This window comes from Staphylococcus ratti, from assembly GCF_020883535.1.
GTDB classification, from domain to species: domain Bacteria; phylum Bacillota; class Bacilli; order Staphylococcales; family Staphylococcaceae; genus Staphylococcus; species Staphylococcus ratti.
The window spans coordinates 1,136,182-1,154,806 of record NZ_CP086654.1 but is presented as its reverse complement, the minus strand read 5'-3'; the positions used below and the strand labels follow the sequence as shown (position 1 = coordinate 1,154,806).

General features: G+C 35.7%; 20 protein-coding genes. 1 reads left to right on the top strand and 19 read right to left on the bottom strand.

The window, feature by feature from the left end:
- Positions 1–6: 6 nt before the first annotated feature.
- Positions 7–630 (bottom strand): transcriptional regulator CcpN, encoded by a 624-nt coding sequence (gene ccpN / locus LN051_RS05600; RefSeq protein ID WP_229293628.1) that lies wholly within the window; start codon positions 628–630, stop codon positions 7–9.
- A gap of 421 nt (positions 631–1,051) precedes the next feature.
- On the opposite strand from ccpN, the gene LN051_RS05595 reads away from it, so the two are divergent.
- The gene (locus tag LN051_RS05595) at positions 1,052–2,443 is read left to right on the top strand and encodes a glycine--tRNA ligase (protein ID WP_229293627.1); all 1,392 of its coding nucleotides are present in this window, start codon (positions 1,052–1,054) and stop codon (positions 2,441–2,443) included.
- A gap of 124 nt (positions 2,444–2,567) precedes the next feature.
- Here LN051_RS05595 and recO read toward each other — a convergent pair whose 3' ends face one another.
- From recO to hemW, 18 genes are all read right to left on the bottom strand, one after another.
- Entirely contained in the window at positions 2,568–3,347 is a 780-nt protein-coding gene (gene recO / locus LN051_RS05590; protein WP_229293567.1) for a DNA repair protein RecO, read from the bottom strand.
- A gap of 22 nt (positions 3,348–3,369) precedes the next feature.
- Positions 3,370–4,266, bottom strand: a complete 897-nt coding sequence (gene era / locus LN051_RS05585) for a GTPase Era (RefSeq protein WP_229293566.1) — start codon at positions 4,264–4,266, stop codon at positions 3,370–3,372.
- Between the two features lies 1 nt (position 4,267).
- Positions 4,268–4,672: a cytidine deaminase gene (gene cdd / locus LN051_RS05580; protein ID WP_229293565.1), complete on the bottom strand. Its 405-nt coding sequence runs from the start codon at positions 4,670–4,672 to the stop codon at positions 4,268–4,270.
- 14 nt (positions 4,673–4,686) lie between these two features.
- Positions 4,687–5,025, bottom strand: a complete 339-nt coding sequence (locus LN051_RS05575; RefSeq protein WP_229293564.1) for a diacylglycerol kinase family protein — start codon at positions 5,023–5,025, stop codon at positions 4,687–4,689.
- Entirely contained in the window at positions 5,022–5,486 is a 465-nt protein-coding gene (gene ybeY, locus LN051_RS05570; protein WP_229293563.1) for an rRNA maturation RNase YbeY, read from the bottom strand. Before ybeY ends, LN051_RS05575 begins: the two co-directional genes overlap by 4 nt.
- The gene (locus LN051_RS05565; RefSeq protein ID WP_229293562.1) at positions 5,486–6,433 is read right to left on the bottom strand and encodes a PhoH family protein; all 948 of its coding nucleotides are present in this window, start codon (positions 6,431–6,433) and stop codon (positions 5,486–5,488) included. Before LN051_RS05565 ends, ybeY begins: the two co-directional genes overlap by 1 nt.
- 297 nt (positions 6,434–6,730) lie before the next feature.
- On the bottom strand, positions 6,731–7,333 hold the full coding sequence (locus LN051_RS05560) for a hypothetical protein (protein ID WP_229293561.1): 603 nt from the start codon (positions 7,331–7,333) through the stop codon (positions 6,731–6,733).
- A gap of 12 nt (positions 7,334–7,345) precedes the next feature.
- Positions 7,346–8,344 (bottom strand): flotillin-like protein FloA, encoded by a 999-nt coding sequence (floA, locus tag LN051_RS05555; protein ID WP_229293560.1) that lies wholly within the window; start codon positions 8,342–8,344, stop codon positions 7,346–7,348.
- Positions 8,345–8,368: 24 nt separating this feature from the next.
- Positions 8,369–9,076, bottom strand: a complete 708-nt coding sequence (locus LN051_RS05550; protein ID WP_420853996.1) for an NfeD family protein — start codon at positions 9,074–9,076, stop codon at positions 8,369–8,371.
- Positions 9,077–9,255: 179 nt separating this feature from the next.
- Positions 9,256–9,432: a 30S ribosomal protein S21 gene (rpsU, locus tag LN051_RS05545; RefSeq protein ID WP_002471046.1), complete on the bottom strand. Its 177-nt coding sequence runs from the start codon at positions 9,430–9,432 to the stop codon at positions 9,256–9,258.
- 130 nt (positions 9,433–9,562) lie between these two features.
- On the bottom strand, positions 9,563–10,909 hold the full coding sequence (gene mtaB, locus LN051_RS05540) for a tRNA (N(6)-L-threonylcarbamoyladenosine(37)-C(2))-methylthiotransferase MtaB (protein WP_229293559.1): 1,347 nt from the start codon (positions 10,907–10,909) through the stop codon (positions 9,563–9,565).
- An 18-nt stretch (positions 10,910–10,927) separates the two neighbouring features.
- Entirely contained in the window at positions 10,928–11,677 is a 750-nt protein-coding gene (locus LN051_RS05535; protein ID WP_229293558.1) for a 16S rRNA (uracil(1498)-N(3))-methyltransferase, read from the bottom strand.
- A gap of 5 nt (positions 11,678–11,682) precedes the next feature.
- Positions 11,683–12,612, bottom strand: a complete 930-nt coding sequence (gene prmA / locus LN051_RS05530; RefSeq protein WP_229293557.1) for a 50S ribosomal protein L11 methyltransferase — start codon at positions 12,610–12,612, stop codon at positions 11,683–11,685.
- A gap of 3 nt (positions 12,613–12,615) precedes the next feature.
- Entirely contained in the window at positions 12,616–13,746 is a 1,131-nt protein-coding gene (gene dnaJ, locus LN051_RS05525) for a molecular chaperone DnaJ (RefSeq protein ID WP_229293556.1), read from the bottom strand.
- A 117-nt stretch (positions 13,747–13,863) separates the two neighbouring features.
- A complete protein-coding gene (gene dnaK, locus LN051_RS05520; protein WP_229293555.1) occupies positions 13,864–15,693 on the bottom strand; it encodes a molecular chaperone DnaK in 1,830 nt (609 codons plus the stop codon).
- A 64-nt stretch (positions 15,694–15,757) separates the two neighbouring features.
- Positions 15,758–16,366: a nucleotide exchange factor GrpE gene (grpE, locus tag LN051_RS05515; protein ID WP_229293554.1), complete on the bottom strand. Its 609-nt coding sequence runs from the start codon at positions 16,364–16,366 to the stop codon at positions 15,758–15,760.
- A gap of 48 nt (positions 16,367–16,414) precedes the next feature.
- On the bottom strand, positions 16,415–17,398 hold the full coding sequence (hrcA, locus tag LN051_RS05510; RefSeq protein WP_229293553.1) for a heat-inducible transcriptional repressor HrcA: 984 nt from the start codon (positions 17,396–17,398) through the stop codon (positions 16,415–16,417).
- A 99-nt stretch (positions 17,399–17,497) separates the two neighbouring features.
- A complete protein-coding gene (gene hemW, locus LN051_RS05505; RefSeq protein ID WP_229293552.1) occupies positions 17,498–18,619 on the bottom strand; it encodes a radical SAM family heme chaperone HemW in 1,122 nt (373 codons plus the stop codon).
- Between the last annotated feature and the right edge of the window lie 6 nt (positions 18,620–18,625).

The window sequence follows — 18,625 nt, the reverse complement described above, 5'->3', positions numbered from 1 at the left end:
GACCCCCTATTGATCGAATAAAGAAACGAATAGTTTTGTAATTGTGGTTTTAGAAATGCGCCCAGTCACAGTATATTTACCTGCACCTTTAGATTTCACGATTGGAATCGAATCTATTTCTTTTGAAATCATTTGTCTCGCTGCATATAAGAGCAAATCATCTTCTTCTAATAAAACAATATTCGGCATACGTGTCATAATAATATTTACAGGAATATTATGAATATCTTGCCCTGCCATAGAAGCACGTAATAAATCTTTTCTTGAGCACACTCCCACCAAATCATTGTCCTCATTAACTATAAATAAAGTGCCTACATCCTCGATGAAAATTGCACAAATTGCATCATAAACTGTAACATCACTTTTTAATATAACTGGATGTGATTGGTAATCTTTAACGATATAATGTTTCAATTGTTCTGTAAGCAATTGAGAACTCGATTTACCTGAATAGAAATACCCTACGCGCGGTCTCGCTTCCAAATAGCCCGCCATAGTTAAAATCGCTAGGTCAGGTCGTAACGTAGCGCGCGTTAAATTGAGTTGTTCTGCAATTTTTTCACCCGTAATAGGCCCTGAATTTTTTACGATATCTACAATGTGTTCTTGTCGTTTACTCAGTTCTATATTGATCTCTGTCTATTTAAAACCTTATTGGTTATGCTAATTAAATAGCAGAAATGCCTCCTTTGAGATACTAGCATCATATTTATTTTCATATGCAACGTTTTGATTTGATGAAGTATACAAATCAGTATGTTATCAATACGACTTTCATAAAAACATTCATTTATCATTATAACGGTTTATCAATAACTACACAATTATGATTTTGCTTGCGATTCTCTTAAGTATACTTTAAAATTAAAGCAAAGCGAGTTAAGGATAGTGAAAGCTTAACATCTTAAATGGCTACATTAATGAGATGAATAAAAGTGAGTGGACACACTAATTTGGGTGGAACCGCGGATTAATATATTAATTCGTCCCAAGGCAAAGTATTTTCTTTGGCTTGGGGCTTTTTATATTTTTTAAGGAGTGTTAAATGATGGAAAATAATATGGATAAAATTGTTCAACTTGCAAAGCATAGAGGCTTTGTTTTTCCAGGTAGTGAAATTTATGGCGGTTTAGCAAACACATGGGATTATGGCCCATTAGGTGTAGAATTAAAAAACAATGTTAAAAAAGCTTGGTGGAAAAAGTTTATTACACAATCCCCATATAACGTTGGATTAGATGCTGCCATTTTAATGAACCCTAAAACGTGGGAAGCTTCTGGTCATTTAGGTAACTTTAATGATCCGATGATTGATAATAAAGACAGTAAAATTCGTTACCGTGCAGACAAAATTATTGAAGACTATATGCATAACGTAAAAGGTGATGAAAACTTTATCGCCGATGGTTTAAGCTTCGATGAAATGAAACGCATTATTGACGAAGAAGGTATTACTTGTCCGGTGAGTGGTACAGCAAATTGGACAGATATCCGTCAGTTCAACTTAATGTTTAAAACTTTCCAAGGGGTCACTGAAGATTCAACAAATGAAATTTTCTTACGTCCTGAAACTGCACAAGGTATCTTTGTGAACTATAAAAACGTGCAACGTTCGATGCGTAAAAAATTACCATTTGGTATTGGTCAAGTTGGTAAATCATTCCGTAATGAAATTACACCAGGCAACTTTATTTTCCGTACACGTGAATTTGAACAAATGGAATTAGAATTTTTCTGTAAGCCAGGTACTGAAATTGAGTGGCAATCTTATTGGAAAGATTATGCAGCGAAATGGTTAACAGATTTAGGACTTCATAAAGAAAACACACGTTTACGTGATCATGACGAAGATGAGTTATCACACTACTCTAACGCTACAACAGATATTGAATACAAATTCCCGTTTGGTTGGGGTGAGCTTTGGGGTATCGCTAGCCGTACAGACTTTGATTTAAAACAACATAGCGAACACTCAGGTGATGACTTTAAATACCATGATCCAGAAACAAATGAAAAATACATTCCATATTGTATCGAACCTTCATTAGGAGCAGACCGTGTCACTTTGGCTTTCTTATGTGATGCTTATGAAGAAGAAGGTGTTGAAGGTAGTAAAGAAGCCCGTACCGTTTTACATTTCCATCCTGCTTTAGCGCCATATAAAGCAGCGATTTTACCATTAAGTAAAAAGCTATCAAAAGAAGCGCTAAAAGTTTATGAACAATTAAGCGAGGATTTTGTTGTTGATTTTGACGAGTCACAATCTATCGGTAAACGTTACCGTCGTCAAGATGAAATTGGTACACCGTACTGTATCACTTTTGACTTTGATTCATTAGAAGATAATCAAGTAACAGTTCGTGACCGTGACACGATGGAACAAGTACGTATGTCAATCAATGAACTCCACGACTTCTTAGCTGAAAAAGTTAAATTTTAATATTTGGTTAGTATTTATATATTAAAATGTCAAAATCCCCAGTTTACGCTAATGTAAACTGGGGATTTTGTTTTTTGTATTAACTTACTAGACACAAACAATGCATTCTCATCTTGTGATGACGTTATTCATTTTTATCGTTAGATGCTAAATCAATCTCTGTTCTTTTGAGTTGATTAATGAGTCTTTGGCTCTTAAAGAACATACCTACATACTCTTTGTAGAGCATAAGGATGAACATAGACATTTCATCAATAATGTCTTGATGGATACGCAATGTATTAATTTGTGTTAAGGTCAAGTGTTGAAGCAAATTTGTAATATATAGTGTTTTGTTAGAAAGTGGCACCGCGTGTTCATCATGATGTTGCATCTGCTTTGAGATGACGCCATTATATTTAAAGCTATAAGCTGAAAATGTTTTGGCGTCGCTTGAATGAGAAATGACACAGCGCTCGAGTTCGAGTGTAATACCATAACGTGGGAGGCACTTTAACATGACGATATTGGCAATCAATTGTGGTGACACCCCTTCATTGATTCGATCAAGTGCAAAGTTCAGTAGTTGATACATCCCTTTTTCCACTTCTTCATTCTCTATCGATCGCTCAATGACTTCTAAACATAAACTCGCATAACTATTGGTAAAAATATCCATTCTTATGTCGTAATTTAAATTGATGACATCGACAGAATTTAGTGTTCCCATGCCGCGGAATTTATTATAAATAAACAGTGCTTTTACAAAAGGTTGCGTTGTAGCTTGATAGCCAGATTTAATTTTTTTAGCACGTCTGACCATTATAGGGATTTTGGCGCCATACTCATTTAAAACTGTTATAATACGATCTGATTCTCCATAATCTACAGCCTTGATGATAATGCCATTTTGTTTAAGGAGCATGTACACCCCGCCCTTACATTAATTATTCATCTTCAACGTAGCCCATTTGTTTAATGAACTTAGATTTGTTTCTCCAGTCTTTTTGAACTTTTACCCAGAGTTCTAAATATACTTTAGAACCGAGCAAATGCTCAATATCCATTCGAGCACGTTGCCCGATAAGTTTTAATTTTTTACCACCTTTTCCTATAACGATGCCCTTTTGAGAATCTCGTTCTACGTAGATAGTAGCCTCGATATGCACACGATCTTCAGATTCTTGAATCATTCGTTCGACATTCACGCCAATGGAATGTGGTATTTCTTCGCTTGTCGTCTCTAAAATTTTTTCACGTATAAGCTCACTTACTACAAATTGTTCCGGATGATCAGAAATTTGGCCGTCCGGATAATATTGAGGACCTTCAGGTAAGTATGATTTTAAAACAGAAAGGAAATGTTCGATATTTAAACCTTCAAGCGCTGATATCGGAATAATTTCAGTGAAAGACATGTATTTTTGATACGCTTCAATTTTAGGCATTAAAGCATCCGGATGAATTAAATCGATTTTATTTAATACTAAAAAAACCGGTGTTTTTACTGTTTTTAACATTTCCATAATGTATTCATCACCGCGCCCAATCTCTTCATTCACGTTTACCATAAACATTACAGCATCAATCTCTGACAATGTATTTTTGGCAACTTTCATCATATAATCGCCTAATTTATGTTTAGGTTTATGAATGCCTGGTGTATCTAAAAATACAATTTGAGCATCATCTGTTGTCATGACACCTTGAATTTTGTTTCGTGTTGTTTGCGCTTTATCAGACATAATCGCGATTTTATGACCGATTACACGGTTGACAAATGTAGATTTTCCAACATTGGGTCGCCCAATAATAGTTACAAAGCCTGACTTATATTCACTCATATTATGTTAAATCCTTTCCTGAAAATCCATGAGGTAATAATTGTGCTACAGTCAAAACTTTCATTTCTCCTGTTTGATTTGTCATATAAACTGGCATTTCATCGTCGCATAATTCTTTTAGCACTTGGCGACAAGTTCCGCATGGCGAAGAGACTTCTGGACTATCTACAGTTACCGTAATGGATTCGAAATCTCCAGGTCGATAACCTTGTGCAATCGCAGAAACTAGAGCGGATCTTTCAGCGCAGATTGCTGCAGGATATGCAGCGTTTTCTACGTTTCCGCCATAGAACGCTTGTCCATCTTTTGTTACTAAATAAGCCCCTACCTTGAAATTACTATAGGGTGCATAGGCATTTTGTTGTGCCTTTCTTACCTCATTAAAATGTTTCTCTGTATAACTCATTCAATATCACGCCCTTAAAATATTTTAGGAATAAAAATCAAGCTTCCTACGATTACTGCAAAAATAGATGCTAGCAAAACACTAAATGCAGCAACATCCTTCGCATATTTTGCCCAAATATGATACTCTTTCGTCGTTAAATCTACTGCGTATTCGATTGCTGTATTGAGTGCTTCAGTAATTAAAACACCAAAGATAGCAATCAATAAAAACAACCATTCAATCATTGAAATGTTAAAATACCAACCTAATAAAACGACAAGCACTGCACAACATATATGGTATAAGAAATTAGCATCTTTACGGAGTAATGTTAATCCTCCATTAAATGCTGGCTTAAAACGTTTAATCATATATCCCTCGTCAAACCAAATGCATTTAATATCTCTTCTTGTCGTTTAAACATTTCTTTTTCTTCAGCCTCTGTCATATGGTCGTACCCTAATAAATGTAGAAAACCATGTAAAGCCAAAAAGCCCAATTCTCGTTCAAAAGAATGGTTGTATTGTTTCGCTTGTTCCAAAGCGACATCTGTACAAATAATAATGTCGCCTAAAACGCGTGGCATGTCCATACCTTCAAATACGGTTTCATCTTCTTCAAAAGCAAATGAAATAACATCTGTGACTTTATCTTTGTCGCGATAATCACGGTTTATTGCCTGTATTTCTGCTTTATCTACGAATGAAACAGATAATTCGGCATCATCCTCAATTTGTTCACTTTCTTTCGCAAATGTTAATAATGATTCAATTTGTTGGTACCATTCATTTTGAACTTCTCCAGTATGATCCGTAAAATCAATTGTAAACATCAAGCTTCCTCCTCATAACGTGAAATAATACGCCCTACTAATGGATGACGTACAACATCAGCTTGATCTAAATATTGAATACTTAAGCCTTTGATCGCCTTCAAACGGGATTCGGCTTCTATCAAACCACTTTTAATTCCTCTCGGTAAGTCGATTTGGGTTTTATCGCCAGTGACTACCATTTTTGAGCCGAAACCTAGACGTGTCAAAAACATTTTCATTTGTGCGTGAGTAGTGTTTTGTGCTTCATCTAAAATAACGAAAGCATCTTCTAACGTACGACCTCGCATATAAGCAAGGGGTGCAATTTCTATAACACCACGCTCAATTAATCGCTCAGTGGCTTCAGCACCTAACACGGTATTCAAGCCATCGTATAACGGACGTAGGTAAGGATCGACTTTCTCCTTTAAATCACCAGGCAAGAATCCTAAAGATTCGCCTGCTTCTACGGCTGGACGTGTTAATACAATACGTTTTACCTGACCTGCGCGCAAGGCTTTAGCGGCAACGACAACAGCTAAGAAAGTTTTCCCCGTACCAGCTGGTCCTATACCAAAAACTAAATCATTGTTTTTGATTGCATGAATATACATTCTTTGGCCCATCGTTTTAGCGCGAATGATTTTACCATGCGCGTCTCTAGCAATCTCCTCTTCATAAAGATCAATGAGTTGCTCAATTGTGTCATTTTTAGCCATTTTTATAGCAGCTTGGACATCTTTAACAGATATTGTTGCGCCTTGCTCTATCACTTTTAGGAGATTTTTTAATACTGACTCAGCTTTTGTTACCTCATTAAGTTGTTGACCTTGTACAGCCACTTCTTGACCCCTTGCATGGATGACGACATCAAACGCATCTTCTATAAGATAAATATATTCATCATTGTTACCAAACAAAGCTTGTGCTTGATGAATGTCATCGATTTGAATCATTTCAGGCATAAACTAACTCCTTTACTGAATAATGTATGATTAATGTACCAAACATGTTTGAATGTTTCCATAATTAACCTAACATGTTCAACTCTATTATATCATGTCACAAACTGTTAAAGTCACTTATTTGTACTAGAATAAATTGATTTTCTTATGCGGATTTATTCTAAGAGTTATGAATTTGAAAGAAATAAATAAAATTTATAAGACAGAAAGAGGAGCGAACATCATAATGTGTTCGCTCCTTGGAAACATGATACTTAATAGCATTCTGTCTCATCTTTTGAAACTAAAGAAAGTGAGTTAACTTAATTGTTTACGTTTATCAATAACTTCTGACCAAATAATCCCATTAACAACTTCATTATCAGAGAAAGTTAAATCCCCTTTATCAGTTTGTGCTTGCTTTGAATTAGTCAACAACTGTTTGAGTTTGATACGCTTTGTTCTTGGTGAAAGATATTTGTCATCAATGATATCCCTAGCGCGACGCTCTATGCGCTCTATGTGCTTTTGGCGTTCACGATTTAATGAGTCATTTAATGAATCAATATCCCCTTTAAGCATAGTTAACAATTCTTTTTCAATATTTTGCTGCTCTTTTTGAGAATGATTTACACGCTCAGATTGGGATGCTGTAGGTTTAGATTCCTTTTTAGCCGTTTTTTGTGGCTTTGGTTTGGGTTGTTCTTCTTTAGGTGACGCAGTATCTTCGTTAGATTCTGTATCAAATTCTTTTTCCAAATCTTTTAAGGTTTTTTCAACTTTTTCCATAAAAGATTTGGGTTGATCTGATTTTGGAGGTTGTTGAGGCGATTGTTTACGCTTTTCATGACTTTTATCATTAATTGCCGAAATAATCGAGATGACAATAGTAATGACAAAAATTATCATTCCGATGCTCATAGCCTCACCTCATTACTGTTCACTTTTATCTTCTTGTGATTTTTGTGAACTTTTATTAATTGCTTCTCTCATACCTGTATCAGCTTCAATGTTTTTTAAGTTGTAATAATCTTTGACGCCGATATTACCTGAGCGAAGCGCTTCAGCCATCGCAAGTGGTACTTCAGCTTCAGCTTCAACAACTTTGGCATGCATTTCTTGAACACGTGCTTTCATTTCTTGCTCTTGTGCTACAGCCATTGCACGACGCTCTTCAGCTTTAGCTTGCGCAATGTTTTTATCTGCAATAGCTTGTTCTGTTTGTAAATCTGCACCAATGTTTTTACTAATGTCTACATCAGCAATATCAATCGATAAGATTTCAAATGCCGTACCTGAGTCTAGACCTTTACTTAGTACAGTTTTAGAAATGTTATCAGGGTTTTCAAGAACTTCTGTGTGATGTTGACTTGACCCGATAGTAGATACAATACCTTCACCTACACGTGCAATGATAGTATCTTCACCTGCTCCCCCAACTAAACGAGAGATGTTCGCGCGTACTGTAATTCGCGCTTTCGCTTTTACTTCAATACCATTCATAGCTACACCTGCAATAAACGGTGTTTCAATCACTTTAGGATTAACTGACATTTGTACAGCTTCTAAAACGTCACGTCCAGCAAGGTCAATCGCTGCACCACGTTCGAAAGGCAAGTTAATGTCTGCACGTTGCGCTGCGATGTTAGCATCTACAACACGGTCAACGTTACCGCCAGCTAAGTAATGTGATTCAAGTTGATTTGTAGTTAATTTCAAACCTGCTTTATGCGCTTTAATTAATGGACCAATTACTTTTCTAGGTGAAACACGACGTAGACGCATACCTACTAATGTTCCAATTCCAACATGTACGCCTGCCGCTAATGCAGAAATCCATAAACCGACAGGAACAAAAGAAAATAGTATCATTAATGCAACAATAATAAGAACTGCAATAATGACAAAAGAAATAAAACCACTCGTAAGCATATAAACACTCCTTTAAATTAAAAATTATTTTGATTCTCGTACAACAACACGTGTACCTTCGACTTCGATAATTTCCACCTCAGTATTTTTACTAATAAATGAACTTTCTGATACAGCATCGATACGTTCATTATCATGAAGTATAAGGCCTGAGGGGCGTAAATCAGTCAAAGTTAAAGCCACTGCTCCAACAAGGTATGAGCGGTCATTGTGAGAAGAGTATCCCGATTCTTTATTCGTTGAGTCCGTTAGCACAACATTTTCGAATAAGGACATTTTTTTCTTGAAGAATTTCACTAAAATCACCCATTCAATAATTGAAAGTATTAATGCAATACAAACGTTTAGCAACATAAAAGGTAAATTATCGCCCATCATAATTAAGCTGAAAATAATCAAGGCCATACCTACAATACCTAGCACTGCACCTACTACGAATAATTCTATAATAACAAGAATTACGCCAATACTGAATATAAGGATGGTCATAGAGGAAATTGTACCTTCGACTAAAAAGCCTAAAAAAATTAAAAGTAAGGCTAAAATTGCCAAGATACCCGACCAATTAAAGGATTTTGAATAGAGTTGATAAACAAAACCTAAGAATAGTACACACATTAGAACTAAAGCAATCCAAGAGGACGTAATCCAACCTGCAATTTGGGTCAAGATATTGTGGTTTCCTAGAGCTCCGAGCAACTCTAGCATATGTATTGATAATTGCATAAACATACACCTCACTCTCACTATGTAGTATACATGAAAATACGTAAGACTTGTAGGGATAAAGCTAATTTAAAATGTATATAATCAAGAACAAACAAAAAACCCCGATCACATTCGTATAGAATGCATTGGGGTTTTAATTTATCATTAATTTGAACGTTGAGGGAGTTCAACACAATGATATATTATCTGAATTTACGTTTACGAGCAGCTTCAGATTTCTTTTTGCGTTTTACGCTTGGTTTTTCATAGAATTCGCGTTTACGAACTTCTTGGATTGTACCGCTTTTAGAAACTGAGCGTTTAAAACGACGTAAAGCATCTTCTAATGATTCGTTTTTACGGACTACTGTTTTAGACATCTGTATTTCCCTCCCTCCAAATATCAAGAAAACTTTTATTCATTGGTACATGTCACAATATTTGTGCCATGTAAACATTAGTATAAATTAAATCTCAATTTCGGTCAATGTTTAATTATACAATTTCTGTTTAAATTAGTATTTCTTCTGCAGATTTATTTGTCGCATGATCAACTACTCTAAGTAATTGGCCATGGTTGACTGGGTAACCTGCTTGAGTCACCTTAACTTTACAGATTTGACCTATTAGTGCATCGTCACCTTCAAATTCAACTTTCATGTAATTGTCAGCATAGCCGACTAACATACCATCTTTAGAGCCTTTCTCTTCAGGAATGACTTCTAATACATCATTTTCAAATCGAGATGCATAAGTTTTTGCGAGTTGGTCACTTAATTCAATAAGGCGGTGAACACGTTCATTTTTGATATTTTCATCAATTTGATCGTCCATTCTAGCAGCTGGCGTACCGATACGTTGAGAATACGGAAAAACATGTAATTCTGAAAAATGATGTTTCACGATAAAGTCATAAGTTTCTTGGAATTCTTCTTCAGTTTCACCTGGAAAACCAACGATGACATCGCTTGTTACAGCTAAGCCTGGTAAAGCTTCATGCAACTTTGTAATTCTTTCTGAAAAATGCGCCATTGAATATTTACGTCGCATACGTTTAAGAACCGTATCAGAACCCGATTGTAAAGGTACATGTAGATGACGTACAACTTTTTTAGAATGCTGTAGAACGTCAATCACTTCATCTGTTAATTGACTTGCTTCTATAGACGAAATACGAATACGCTCTAAACCATCAATTGTTTCTAAATCTCTTAAAAGTTGTGCTAAGTTATAATTTTTTAAATCTTGACCATAACCGCCTGTGTGAATGCCTGTAAGTACAATTTCTTTATATCCTGATTGAACAAGTGTTGTTGCTTGATCAACTACTTTTTCAGGGTCACGAGAACGCATTAAACCACGGGCCCATGGAATAATGCAAAATGTGCAAAAGTTATTACAACCTTCTTGAATTTTCAATGAAGCACGCGTTCTATCTGTAAAATATGGCACATCAAGCTCTTCATATGTGCGATTTTTCATAATATTGCTTACGCCATTGATAGGTTGACGCTCTTGTTTATACGTATCAATATATGTTAATAATTTGTGTCTGTCCTGTGTTCCAACGACAATGTCAACACCTGGGATTTCCATAATTTCTGCAGAGGATGTTTGCGCATAACACCCTGTAACACAAACGACAGCATCTGGATTGTTACGAATCGCACGACGAATCACTTGGCGACTTTTTTTGTCACCAGTATTCGTTACAGTACATGTATTAATCACAAATACGTCGGCATTTTGTTCAAAGTCAACACGTTTATAAGACGCTTCTTTAAATAGTTGCCAAATTGCTTCAGTTTCATAATGATTCACTTTACAGCCTAAAGTATGAAATGCAACGGTTGACATTAACTCACCTCATTCTATCTAATTTAAATCTAATTCATAACTTATTGCACTTAAAGCATAGAGTGGTGCGGTTTCCGCACGTAAAATACGAGGTCCCAGACCAGCGCATATTACTTTATCTTGTAGTGCAGCAATTTCGTTTTGTGAAAAACCACCTTCAGGGCCAAAAATTAACAATATTTTTGAGCCATGATCTAAAGATTGAATCGTCGTTTTGAACTGTGATTTTTCCCCTTGCTTTGCTGTTTCTTCATAAGCGATAAGTACATAATCATATTGATTCATCATATCATACATAGAATTAAAATTCGATATAAATTCAACGTGAGGTACAATTTGGCGATAACTTTGCTCTGAGGCTTCTTTAACAATTTTTTGCCAACGAGCTAATTTTTTATCCGCTTTCTGGGCATTTAGCTTAACGACTGAACGCTCCATTTGAGTTGCAATAAAACGAGTAGCGCCAAGTTCGGTAGCTTTTTGAAGTAACCACTCATATTTATCACTTTTAATCAATCCACTACAAATTGTTACATCAATAGGTAATTCAGAATTGATATTGAGTTCCTTTACTGTTTCAATTTCAATGGTATCATCTTGAAATGCCAAAATTTTCGCTTCAAAAGTTCTTTGATCTTTGAAATTAATAATAATTGAATCACCTACGCGCATTCTCATGACGAGGCGCATATGATGAATATCATCTGAATTTGTTATAAAAAAACGCTGATTTAACTCAGCGTCAGCATTTAAAAAATAGCGTTGCATCGATTTCACACCTTTTGTCCCGTAATACAGACCCAACCATTATCATGTTGTGTCTCAATGATTTTAAAACCAGCATGTATCATTTGCTCTGTTATTTCTTCACATTTTTCGTCAATGATGCCAGAAGCAATAAAATAACCTTGGTCATTTAATGTAGTGTAGGCATCCTCAACCATTAAAGTGATAACGTGAGCCAATATGTTGGCAATGACTACGTCATATTTGTCATGCTCATCATTGAGCAAATTACCTGTAGTTGTTTCAATTTGTGATGCGCAATGATTTTTGTCGAAATTATCTTTAGCTACTTGAACAGCTAAATCATCAAGATCGATGGCCTTAATACGTTTTGCTCCAAGTAAATGTGCCGCTATACTTAAAATACCAGAACCTGTACCTACATCAATGACATCGTGTGTCGGTTTTACAACTTTTTCGATCGCTTTTAAGCACATACTTGTCGTAGGATGATCTCCTGTACCAAATGCCATACCAGGATCTAACTCGATGTAAAGATGTTTGTCATCTTGAGCTACCGTTTCCCAACTAGGCACGATATAAAAGCGCTCAGAGGCTTTGAATGGGTGAAAATAATTTTTCCATTCATTTTCCCAATCAGATTCTGCTATATTTTGATAAGTAACGTTGAGTATATTTAAATCGACATTTTCTAATTGAGTGATTTCCTCTTTTAGAGCATCAAAAAGTGATGATGAAAATTGAGTTTCATTATAATATGCTTTTATAATCATATGCTGTTCTGGATAGTCGCTAGGATCTAATGCAAATATTTCACCAAAGCGATCTTCTCTTTCTCGATACACTTCACGAGCGTCTTCAATGGCCACTCCATTTGAACCAGCATCTTGAAGTACAGCTGTAACACTTACCTCAGCCTCGCTATTAACAACTACAGATAATTCTATCCATCTCATGATTTAATCTCCTTTGAAGAAACGGCGTGCTTTATCTTTGAAGTTAGAAGGCTGTTCAGAAATTGATTCGCCACCTTCTTCAGCAAATGCTTTTAATAATTCACGTTGTTTTTCGGTTAAGTTAGTTGGTGTTTCCACTTTAATATTAACAAATAAATCACCATGTCCATAGCCATGTACATTTTTAACCCCTTTACCTTTTAAACGGAATTGTTTACCAGATTGTGTTCCTGCAGGAATATTTAACATTACATATCCATTTAAAGTAGGCACTTTAACTTCGTCACCTAGTGCTGCTTGGGCAAAAGTGATAGATTGTTTAAATAAAATGTCATCACCTTCACGAGTGAATTTATCTGACGGTTTGACACGGAAAACGACAAATAAATCACCAGCTGGTCCTCCGTTTTCACCAGGAGCGCCTTGTCCAGCTAAACGAATTTGTTGATCGTTATCGACACCTTCAGGCACTGTAACTTCAAGTTTAACATTTTTAGTTTCTGTGCCACGGCCGTGACAAGTAGGGCAAGCTTCTTCAAATTCTTCTCCAGCCCCGTTACATTGTGGACAAACTTTTTCTGTACGTACACGCCCGAGAATCGTGTTTTGCTCTACAGAAACATGGCCAGCCCCGTTACAATATGAGCATGTTTTTTTGTTAGTGCCAGGTTTCGCCCCATCACCATGGCATGTATGACATGTTACGTCTTTACGAATAGATATTTCCTTTTTAACGCCAAACACAGCCTCTTCGAAAGTAACGGTCATCGTATATTGCAAATCGTCCCCTTTTCTTGGTGCATTAGGGTCACGTTGACGTTGTCCGCCAAAGAATGAACTGAAAATATCTTCAAAACCAGCGCCACCAAATCCTGAAAAATCTTGTCCGCCGAAGCCTTGACCAAATCCATCTTGCGTCCCAGCATGACCAAACTGATCATATCGTTGACGTTTTTGCTCATCACTAAGCACTTCATAAGCTTCACTTATTTCCTTGAATTTAGCATCTGCGCCTTCTTCTTTATTGATGTCAGGATGATATTTTTTTGATAATTTTCGATACGCTTTTTTTATTTCATCTTTAGTAGCATCTTTGTTTACGCCTAGGACTTCGTAATAGTCTCTTTTTGCCAATGCTATCGCTCCCTTTTTTACGTCTTATGAATGAAAAGAGGCTGGGACGTTGCTGTCCTAGCCCCTCTACTTCATATATTGATAGACTATTGCTGCGTGTTTATTTTAACACAAATTTTATTTATTATCGTCGTCTTTTACTTCTTTGAATTCCGCATCTTCCACTGTATCATCTTGCTTAGAAGTTTGCGCTTGTTCGCCTTGTTGCGCTTCTTGTTGTGCTTGCTCGTAAACTTTCATTGATACTTGTTGAATCACTTGTTCGAGCGCTTCTTTTTTAGCTTTAACTTCTTCAATGTCATTGCCTTCGAGCGCAGATTTTAATTCATCTTTTTTAGCTTCTGCTTCTTTTTTGTCTTCTTCGCTGACTTTGTCTCCTAAGTCAGTTAATGTTTTATCAACTTGGAATACGAGTTGATCTGCTTCATTACGTAAGTCTACTTCTTCACGACGTTTTTTATCTGCTTCTGCATTGTCTTCTGCATCTTTAACCATGCGATTAATTTCTTCATCTGATAATGCTGAAGAAGATTCGATTGTAATTTTTTGTTCTTTATTTGTACCTTTATCTTTAGCAGTAACGTTTACGATACCGTTTTTATCGATATCAAATGTTACTTCGATTTCTGGTTTACCACGTGGTGCTGGTGGAATATCAGCTAATTGGAAACGACCAAGCGTTTTGTTATCTGCTGCCATTGGACGTTCACCTTGTAGCACATGAATGTCCACAGATGGTTGGTTATCTACAGCAGTTGAGTACTGGCGTGTTTTAGAAGTTGGAATTGTTGTGTTACGTTCAATTAACGTATTCATACGTCCACCCATAATTTCAATACCTAATGATAATGGTGTAACGTCTAGTAATACAACATCTTTAACGTCTCCTGTAATAACTCCACCTTGAATAGCAGCACCCATTGCTACTACTTCGTCAGGGTTAACACCTTTGTTTGGTTCTTTGCCAATTTCTTTTTTAATTGCTTCTTGTACAGCTGGAATACGTGTAGAACCACCTACTAAAATCACTTCGTCAATGTCTGATTTAGTTAAATCAGCGTCGCTTAATGCTTGGCGTGTTGGTTCCATTGTTTTAGCGATAAGGTGATCAGCAAGTTCTTCAAATTTAGCGCGAGATAAAGTTGTTTCTAAATGTAATGGACCTGCCTCACCAGCTGAAATAAATGGTAATGAAATTTGAGTTGAAGATACACCTGATAAGTCTTTTTTAGCTTTTTCTGCAGCGTCTTTAAGACGTTGTAACGCCATTTTATCTTTTGAAAGATCTACGCCATTCTCAGACTTAAATTCTTGAACTAAATGATCGATGATAACTTGGTCAAAGTCATCGCCACCTAAACGGTTGTCACCAGCAGTAGCTAATACTTCGAATACACCGTCACCTAATTCTAAAATTGAAACGTCAAATGTACCGCCACCAAGGTCAAATACAAGTACTTTTTCATCTTTATCTGTTTTATCTAAACCATATGCTAATGCAGCAGCAGTTGGTTCATTGATAATACGCTCAACTTCTAATCCAGCAATTTTACCAGCGTCTTTAGTTGCTTGACGCTCACTGTCATTGAAGTAAGCAGGAACTGTAATAACAGCTTTTTCTACTTTTTCACCTAAATAACTTTCAGCTGTATTTTTTAAGTTTTGTAAAATCATTGCTGAGATTTCTTGTGGTGTATATGCTTTACCGTCAATATTTTCTTTGTAATCTGTACCCATATGACGTTTAATTGATTGGATCGTATTAGGGTTAGTGATTGCTTGACGTTTTGCAACTTCACCAACTTGCGTTTCACCATTTTTAAAAGCTACAACAGATGGTGTTGTGCGCGCACCTTCTGGATTTTGAATAACCTTAGGCTCGTCGCCTTCTAATACGGATACACAAGAGTTAGTAGTTCCTAAATCAATACCAATTACTTTACTCATAATCTAATTCCTCCTAATTTTCAAACATAGTTATTTTTACATAGTTTGGTAAGTTTCGTCAAAATTATTGATTTACTTTTACCATTGAGGGTCTTAATACGCGTTCTTTAAGTTTATACCCTTTTTGTAGCTCTTCAGTGATTTGTCCAGATTCAAATTCTGGATTATTATCTTGAACAACAGCTTGGTGGAAGTTAGGATCAAACGCTTCTCCCTCAGTTTTGATGGCTTCTAAACCATTATCTTCTAACGCTTTAACAAGGCTACTATAAACCATTTCTACACCTTTTTTAAGCGATTTGAATGATTCATCATCACCTTCTATTTGTAAAGCACGCTCAAAATTGTCTAAAGCAGGTAAAACGTCATTTAAAACGCCTTGTGCTTGATATTTTCTTTGCGTGTCATTTTCTTTTTGAATACGTCTTTTATAATTTTCAAATTCAGCGTAAAGACGTAAATACTTTTCTTGTTCTGCTTCAACTTGAGTCTTTAATGTCGAAATCTCTTCGTCTTTAGGATCCACTTGGTCCGTTTCTTTAGTATCGTTCACAGACGTATCTGTTGTTTCTGGACCAGTGTCTGATTGTGCTTCTTGTGTAGTATCTGTTGACTCAACATTTGTCTTTTCTTCATTTGTTTCTTGTGCAGAAAAATCCTTTTCTTCAGACATTTTGAAACCTCCATACTCTATTTCAATAAAAAGTAAAAAATCGAATACTTATGAAATTCGACTAAGCAATTGAATCACATTTTGGTAATGCATTGCTGTAGGACCGATAACGGCGACGTAACCGCTAAGCCCATGATCAATTTGATACCTTCGCGTTAAAATAGCAATGTCTTGAATGTCGCGTTCGATCTCGTGACCGATTTTAATATTGATATTAGAATCTACCATTTCATCCAGAATATCTGTAATTTGGTTCGATTCTATATATTTTAAAATAGGCTGAATCGCAGCAACATTTGTTTCATTTAATACTTCTATAAGTTGATGTTTCCCTCCTAAATAAATACGGGATGATTCACTCGTAATTTGATAATGTATTAAATCAATAATCTGATTTAAAATAGCAAGTTCAAATTTGGTAAAGCCGTAGATAATTTCAGAGTTCTCTTTTATAGAAAGGTTTAAAACAGATTCGCATTGCTCTGATAAAAAGTTTGACATTTTAACAACGTTGGTTTGAGATATCGCATGCGGTGAGGACAAATGTAAATGTTTTACATGCCCCGTTTCATATACCAACACGATAATAAGATGATGATCATGTACTTTCATTAATTTGATATCTAAAATTGCCACCTTGGAATGATCAGGACCCACTACAAGCGTCGTATAATGCGATTGATTTGAAAAAAGTTTAGCAAAATTCTTGAGTGTAGAAGAAATATCAAAATGATGTTGCGCATACATTTCATTAATATTAATGTTATTTTGCTTATTTTCTTTAATCGGTTGATCTAACAATCGATTGGCGTACAATCTAAAGCCCGCTTCAGATGGAATACGTCCTGATGACGTATGTGTCTTTTCAATAAGTGCTTGCGATTCGAGTAATTTCATATCATTTCGAATCGTAGCTGGGCTTACATTAACGTTGTGACGCTGAATAATTGTTTTCGATCCAATAGGTTGGCCAAGTTCAACATAATCCTCAACAATTGCATTTAAAATACTAAATTGTCTTTGTGTAATCATGTTTTCACCTCATTAGCACTCTTTTGTCCTAAGTGCTAATTATAATTTATCAAATTGGTCAAAGTAAGTCAATGTTAAAGGTCTGAAATTAGAAATTTTTTAAAGTTTGATAAAAGCTTCGAACACTTCATTCCCAACAATACGCCCTTCATCGCTTAGTGCAATGTATTCAGGCGTATTTATAATCCACCCTTTTTTCATCAATTGGTGAATTTCATTTTGATATAATGTATCAAGATGACGATGATACTTTTGATAAAATGTTTTTTTATTAACGCCTTGATTCATTCTTAAGCCAAGAAACATTTCTTCTTCCATCTTTTCATCTAATGAAGGATACGTCTTTTCTAAGACAGGTTTTTGGTTATTTGTTATATGTTTAATATAATGATTTACAGGCTTAACGTTAGTATAGCGACAACCGTTCAGATACCCACTAGCTCCAGCTCCAAAACCATAATAACTTTCATTTCGCCAATATACTTTATTATGTTCAGACTCATGGCCTTCTTTAGCGAAATTAGAAATTTCATATTGATGCATCGATGAGGATTTCATTTTATCCATTAATAAATGATACATGTCTGCACCTAATGTATCACTAGGTAAAACGAGTTTGCCTTTGCGATACAAATTATAAAATTGCGTCTGTGGTTCCAAGATGAGCCCATAACTAGAGATATGGTCAATATCGAGTGAAAGTGCTTCGTCTAGACTACTATCAAATTGTTCGATCGTTTGTGTTGGTAAATGATACATGAGGTCAAGGCTAATCGATGGGATATCATACTTTTTTGCATATGCCACTGCTCGATAAATGTCCTTGGATTCGTGTGTTCTACCTAATATTTTCAGTAATGATTCATCAAATGTTTGAACACCCATGGACAAACGATTGACACCATAGGCTTTCAATAGTTTTATTTTTTCTTCTGTAAGTTCATCAGGGTTTGCTTCAAAAGTATATTCTCCTAGAATATTAAATTGTCGTTGAATGGCTTTAAGTAGCTTCTCTAATTGATTCATATTCAATGCTGTCGGCGTCCCGCCACCTACAAACATCGTATTTAATGTTTGTGGGCTGTCAAAGTACATTTCTTTAATTAAACAATCTAAGTACTCGTCTACTGGTTGGTTTTGTATAAAATACTTATTAAAATCACAATACGTACAAATTTTAACGCAAAAAGGAATGTGAATATACGCGCTTTTAATAGACATTTCACC

Bases quoted from the DNA above. Each gene is read 5' to 3' on its own strand.
- recO (WP_229293567.1), bottom strand. From the start codon at position 3,347: ATGCTCCTTAAACAAAATGGCATTATCATCAAGGCTGTAGATTATGGA.
- ybeY (WP_229293563.1), bottom strand. From the start codon at position 5,486: ATGTTTACAATTGATTTTACGGATCATACTGGAGAAGTTCAAAATGAA.
- LN051_RS05535 (WP_229293558.1), bottom strand. From the start codon at position 11,677: ATGCAACGCTATTTTTTAAATGCTGACGCTGAGTTAAATCAGCGTTTT.
- hemW (WP_229293552.1), bottom strand. From the start codon at position 18,619: ATGTCTATTAAAAGCGCGTATATTCACATTCCTTTTTGCGTTAAAATT.
- hrcA (WP_229293553.1), bottom strand. From the start codon at position 17,398: ATGATTACACAAAGACAATTTAGTATTTTAAATGCAATTGTTGAGGAT.
- cdd (WP_229293565.1), bottom strand. From the start codon at position 4,672: ATGAGTTATACAGAGAAACATTTTAATGAGGTAAGAAAGGCACAACAA.
- LN051_RS05595 (WP_229293627.1), top strand. From the start codon at position 1,052: ATGGAAAATAATATGGATAAAATTGTTCAACTTGCAAAGCATAGAGGC.
- era (WP_229293566.1), bottom strand. From the start codon at position 4,266: ATGAGTGAATATAAGTCAGGCTTTGTAACTATTATTGGGCGACCCAAT.
- dnaK (WP_229293555.1), bottom strand. From the start codon at position 15,693: ATGAGTAAAGTAATTGGTATTGATTTAGGAACTACTAACTCTTGTGTA.
- grpE (WP_229293554.1), bottom strand. From the start codon at position 16,366: ATGTCTGAAGAAAAGGATTTTTCTGCACAAGAAACAAATGAAGAAAAG.
- LN051_RS05550 (WP_420853996.1), bottom strand. From the start codon at position 9,076: ATGTTTATGCAATTATCAATACATATGCTAGAGTTGCTCGGAGCTCTA.
- LN051_RS05565 (WP_229293562.1), bottom strand. From the start codon at position 6,433: ATGCCTGAAATGATTCAAATCGATGACATTCATCAAGCACAAGCTTTG.
- mtaB (WP_229293559.1), bottom strand. From the start codon at position 10,909: ATGTCAACCGTTGCATTTCATACTTTAGGCTGTAAAGTGAATCATTAT.
- prmA (WP_229293557.1), bottom strand. From the start codon at position 12,612: ATGAGATGGATAGAATTATCTGTAGTTGTTAATAGCGAGGCTGAGGTA.
- LN051_RS05560 (WP_229293561.1), bottom strand. From the start codon at position 7,333: ATGAGCATCGGAATGATAATTTTTGTCATTACTATTGTCATCTCGATT.
- LN051_RS05575 (WP_229293564.1), bottom strand. From the start codon at position 5,025: ATGATTAAACGTTTTAAGCCAGCATTTAATGGAGGATTAACATTACTC.
- floA (WP_229293560.1), bottom strand. From the start codon at position 8,344: ATGCTTACGAGTGGTTTTATTTCTTTTGTCATTATTGCAGTTCTTATT.
- rpsU (WP_002471046.1), bottom strand. From the start codon at position 9,432: ATGTCTAAAACAGTAGTCCGTAAAAACGAATCATTAGAAGATGCTTTA.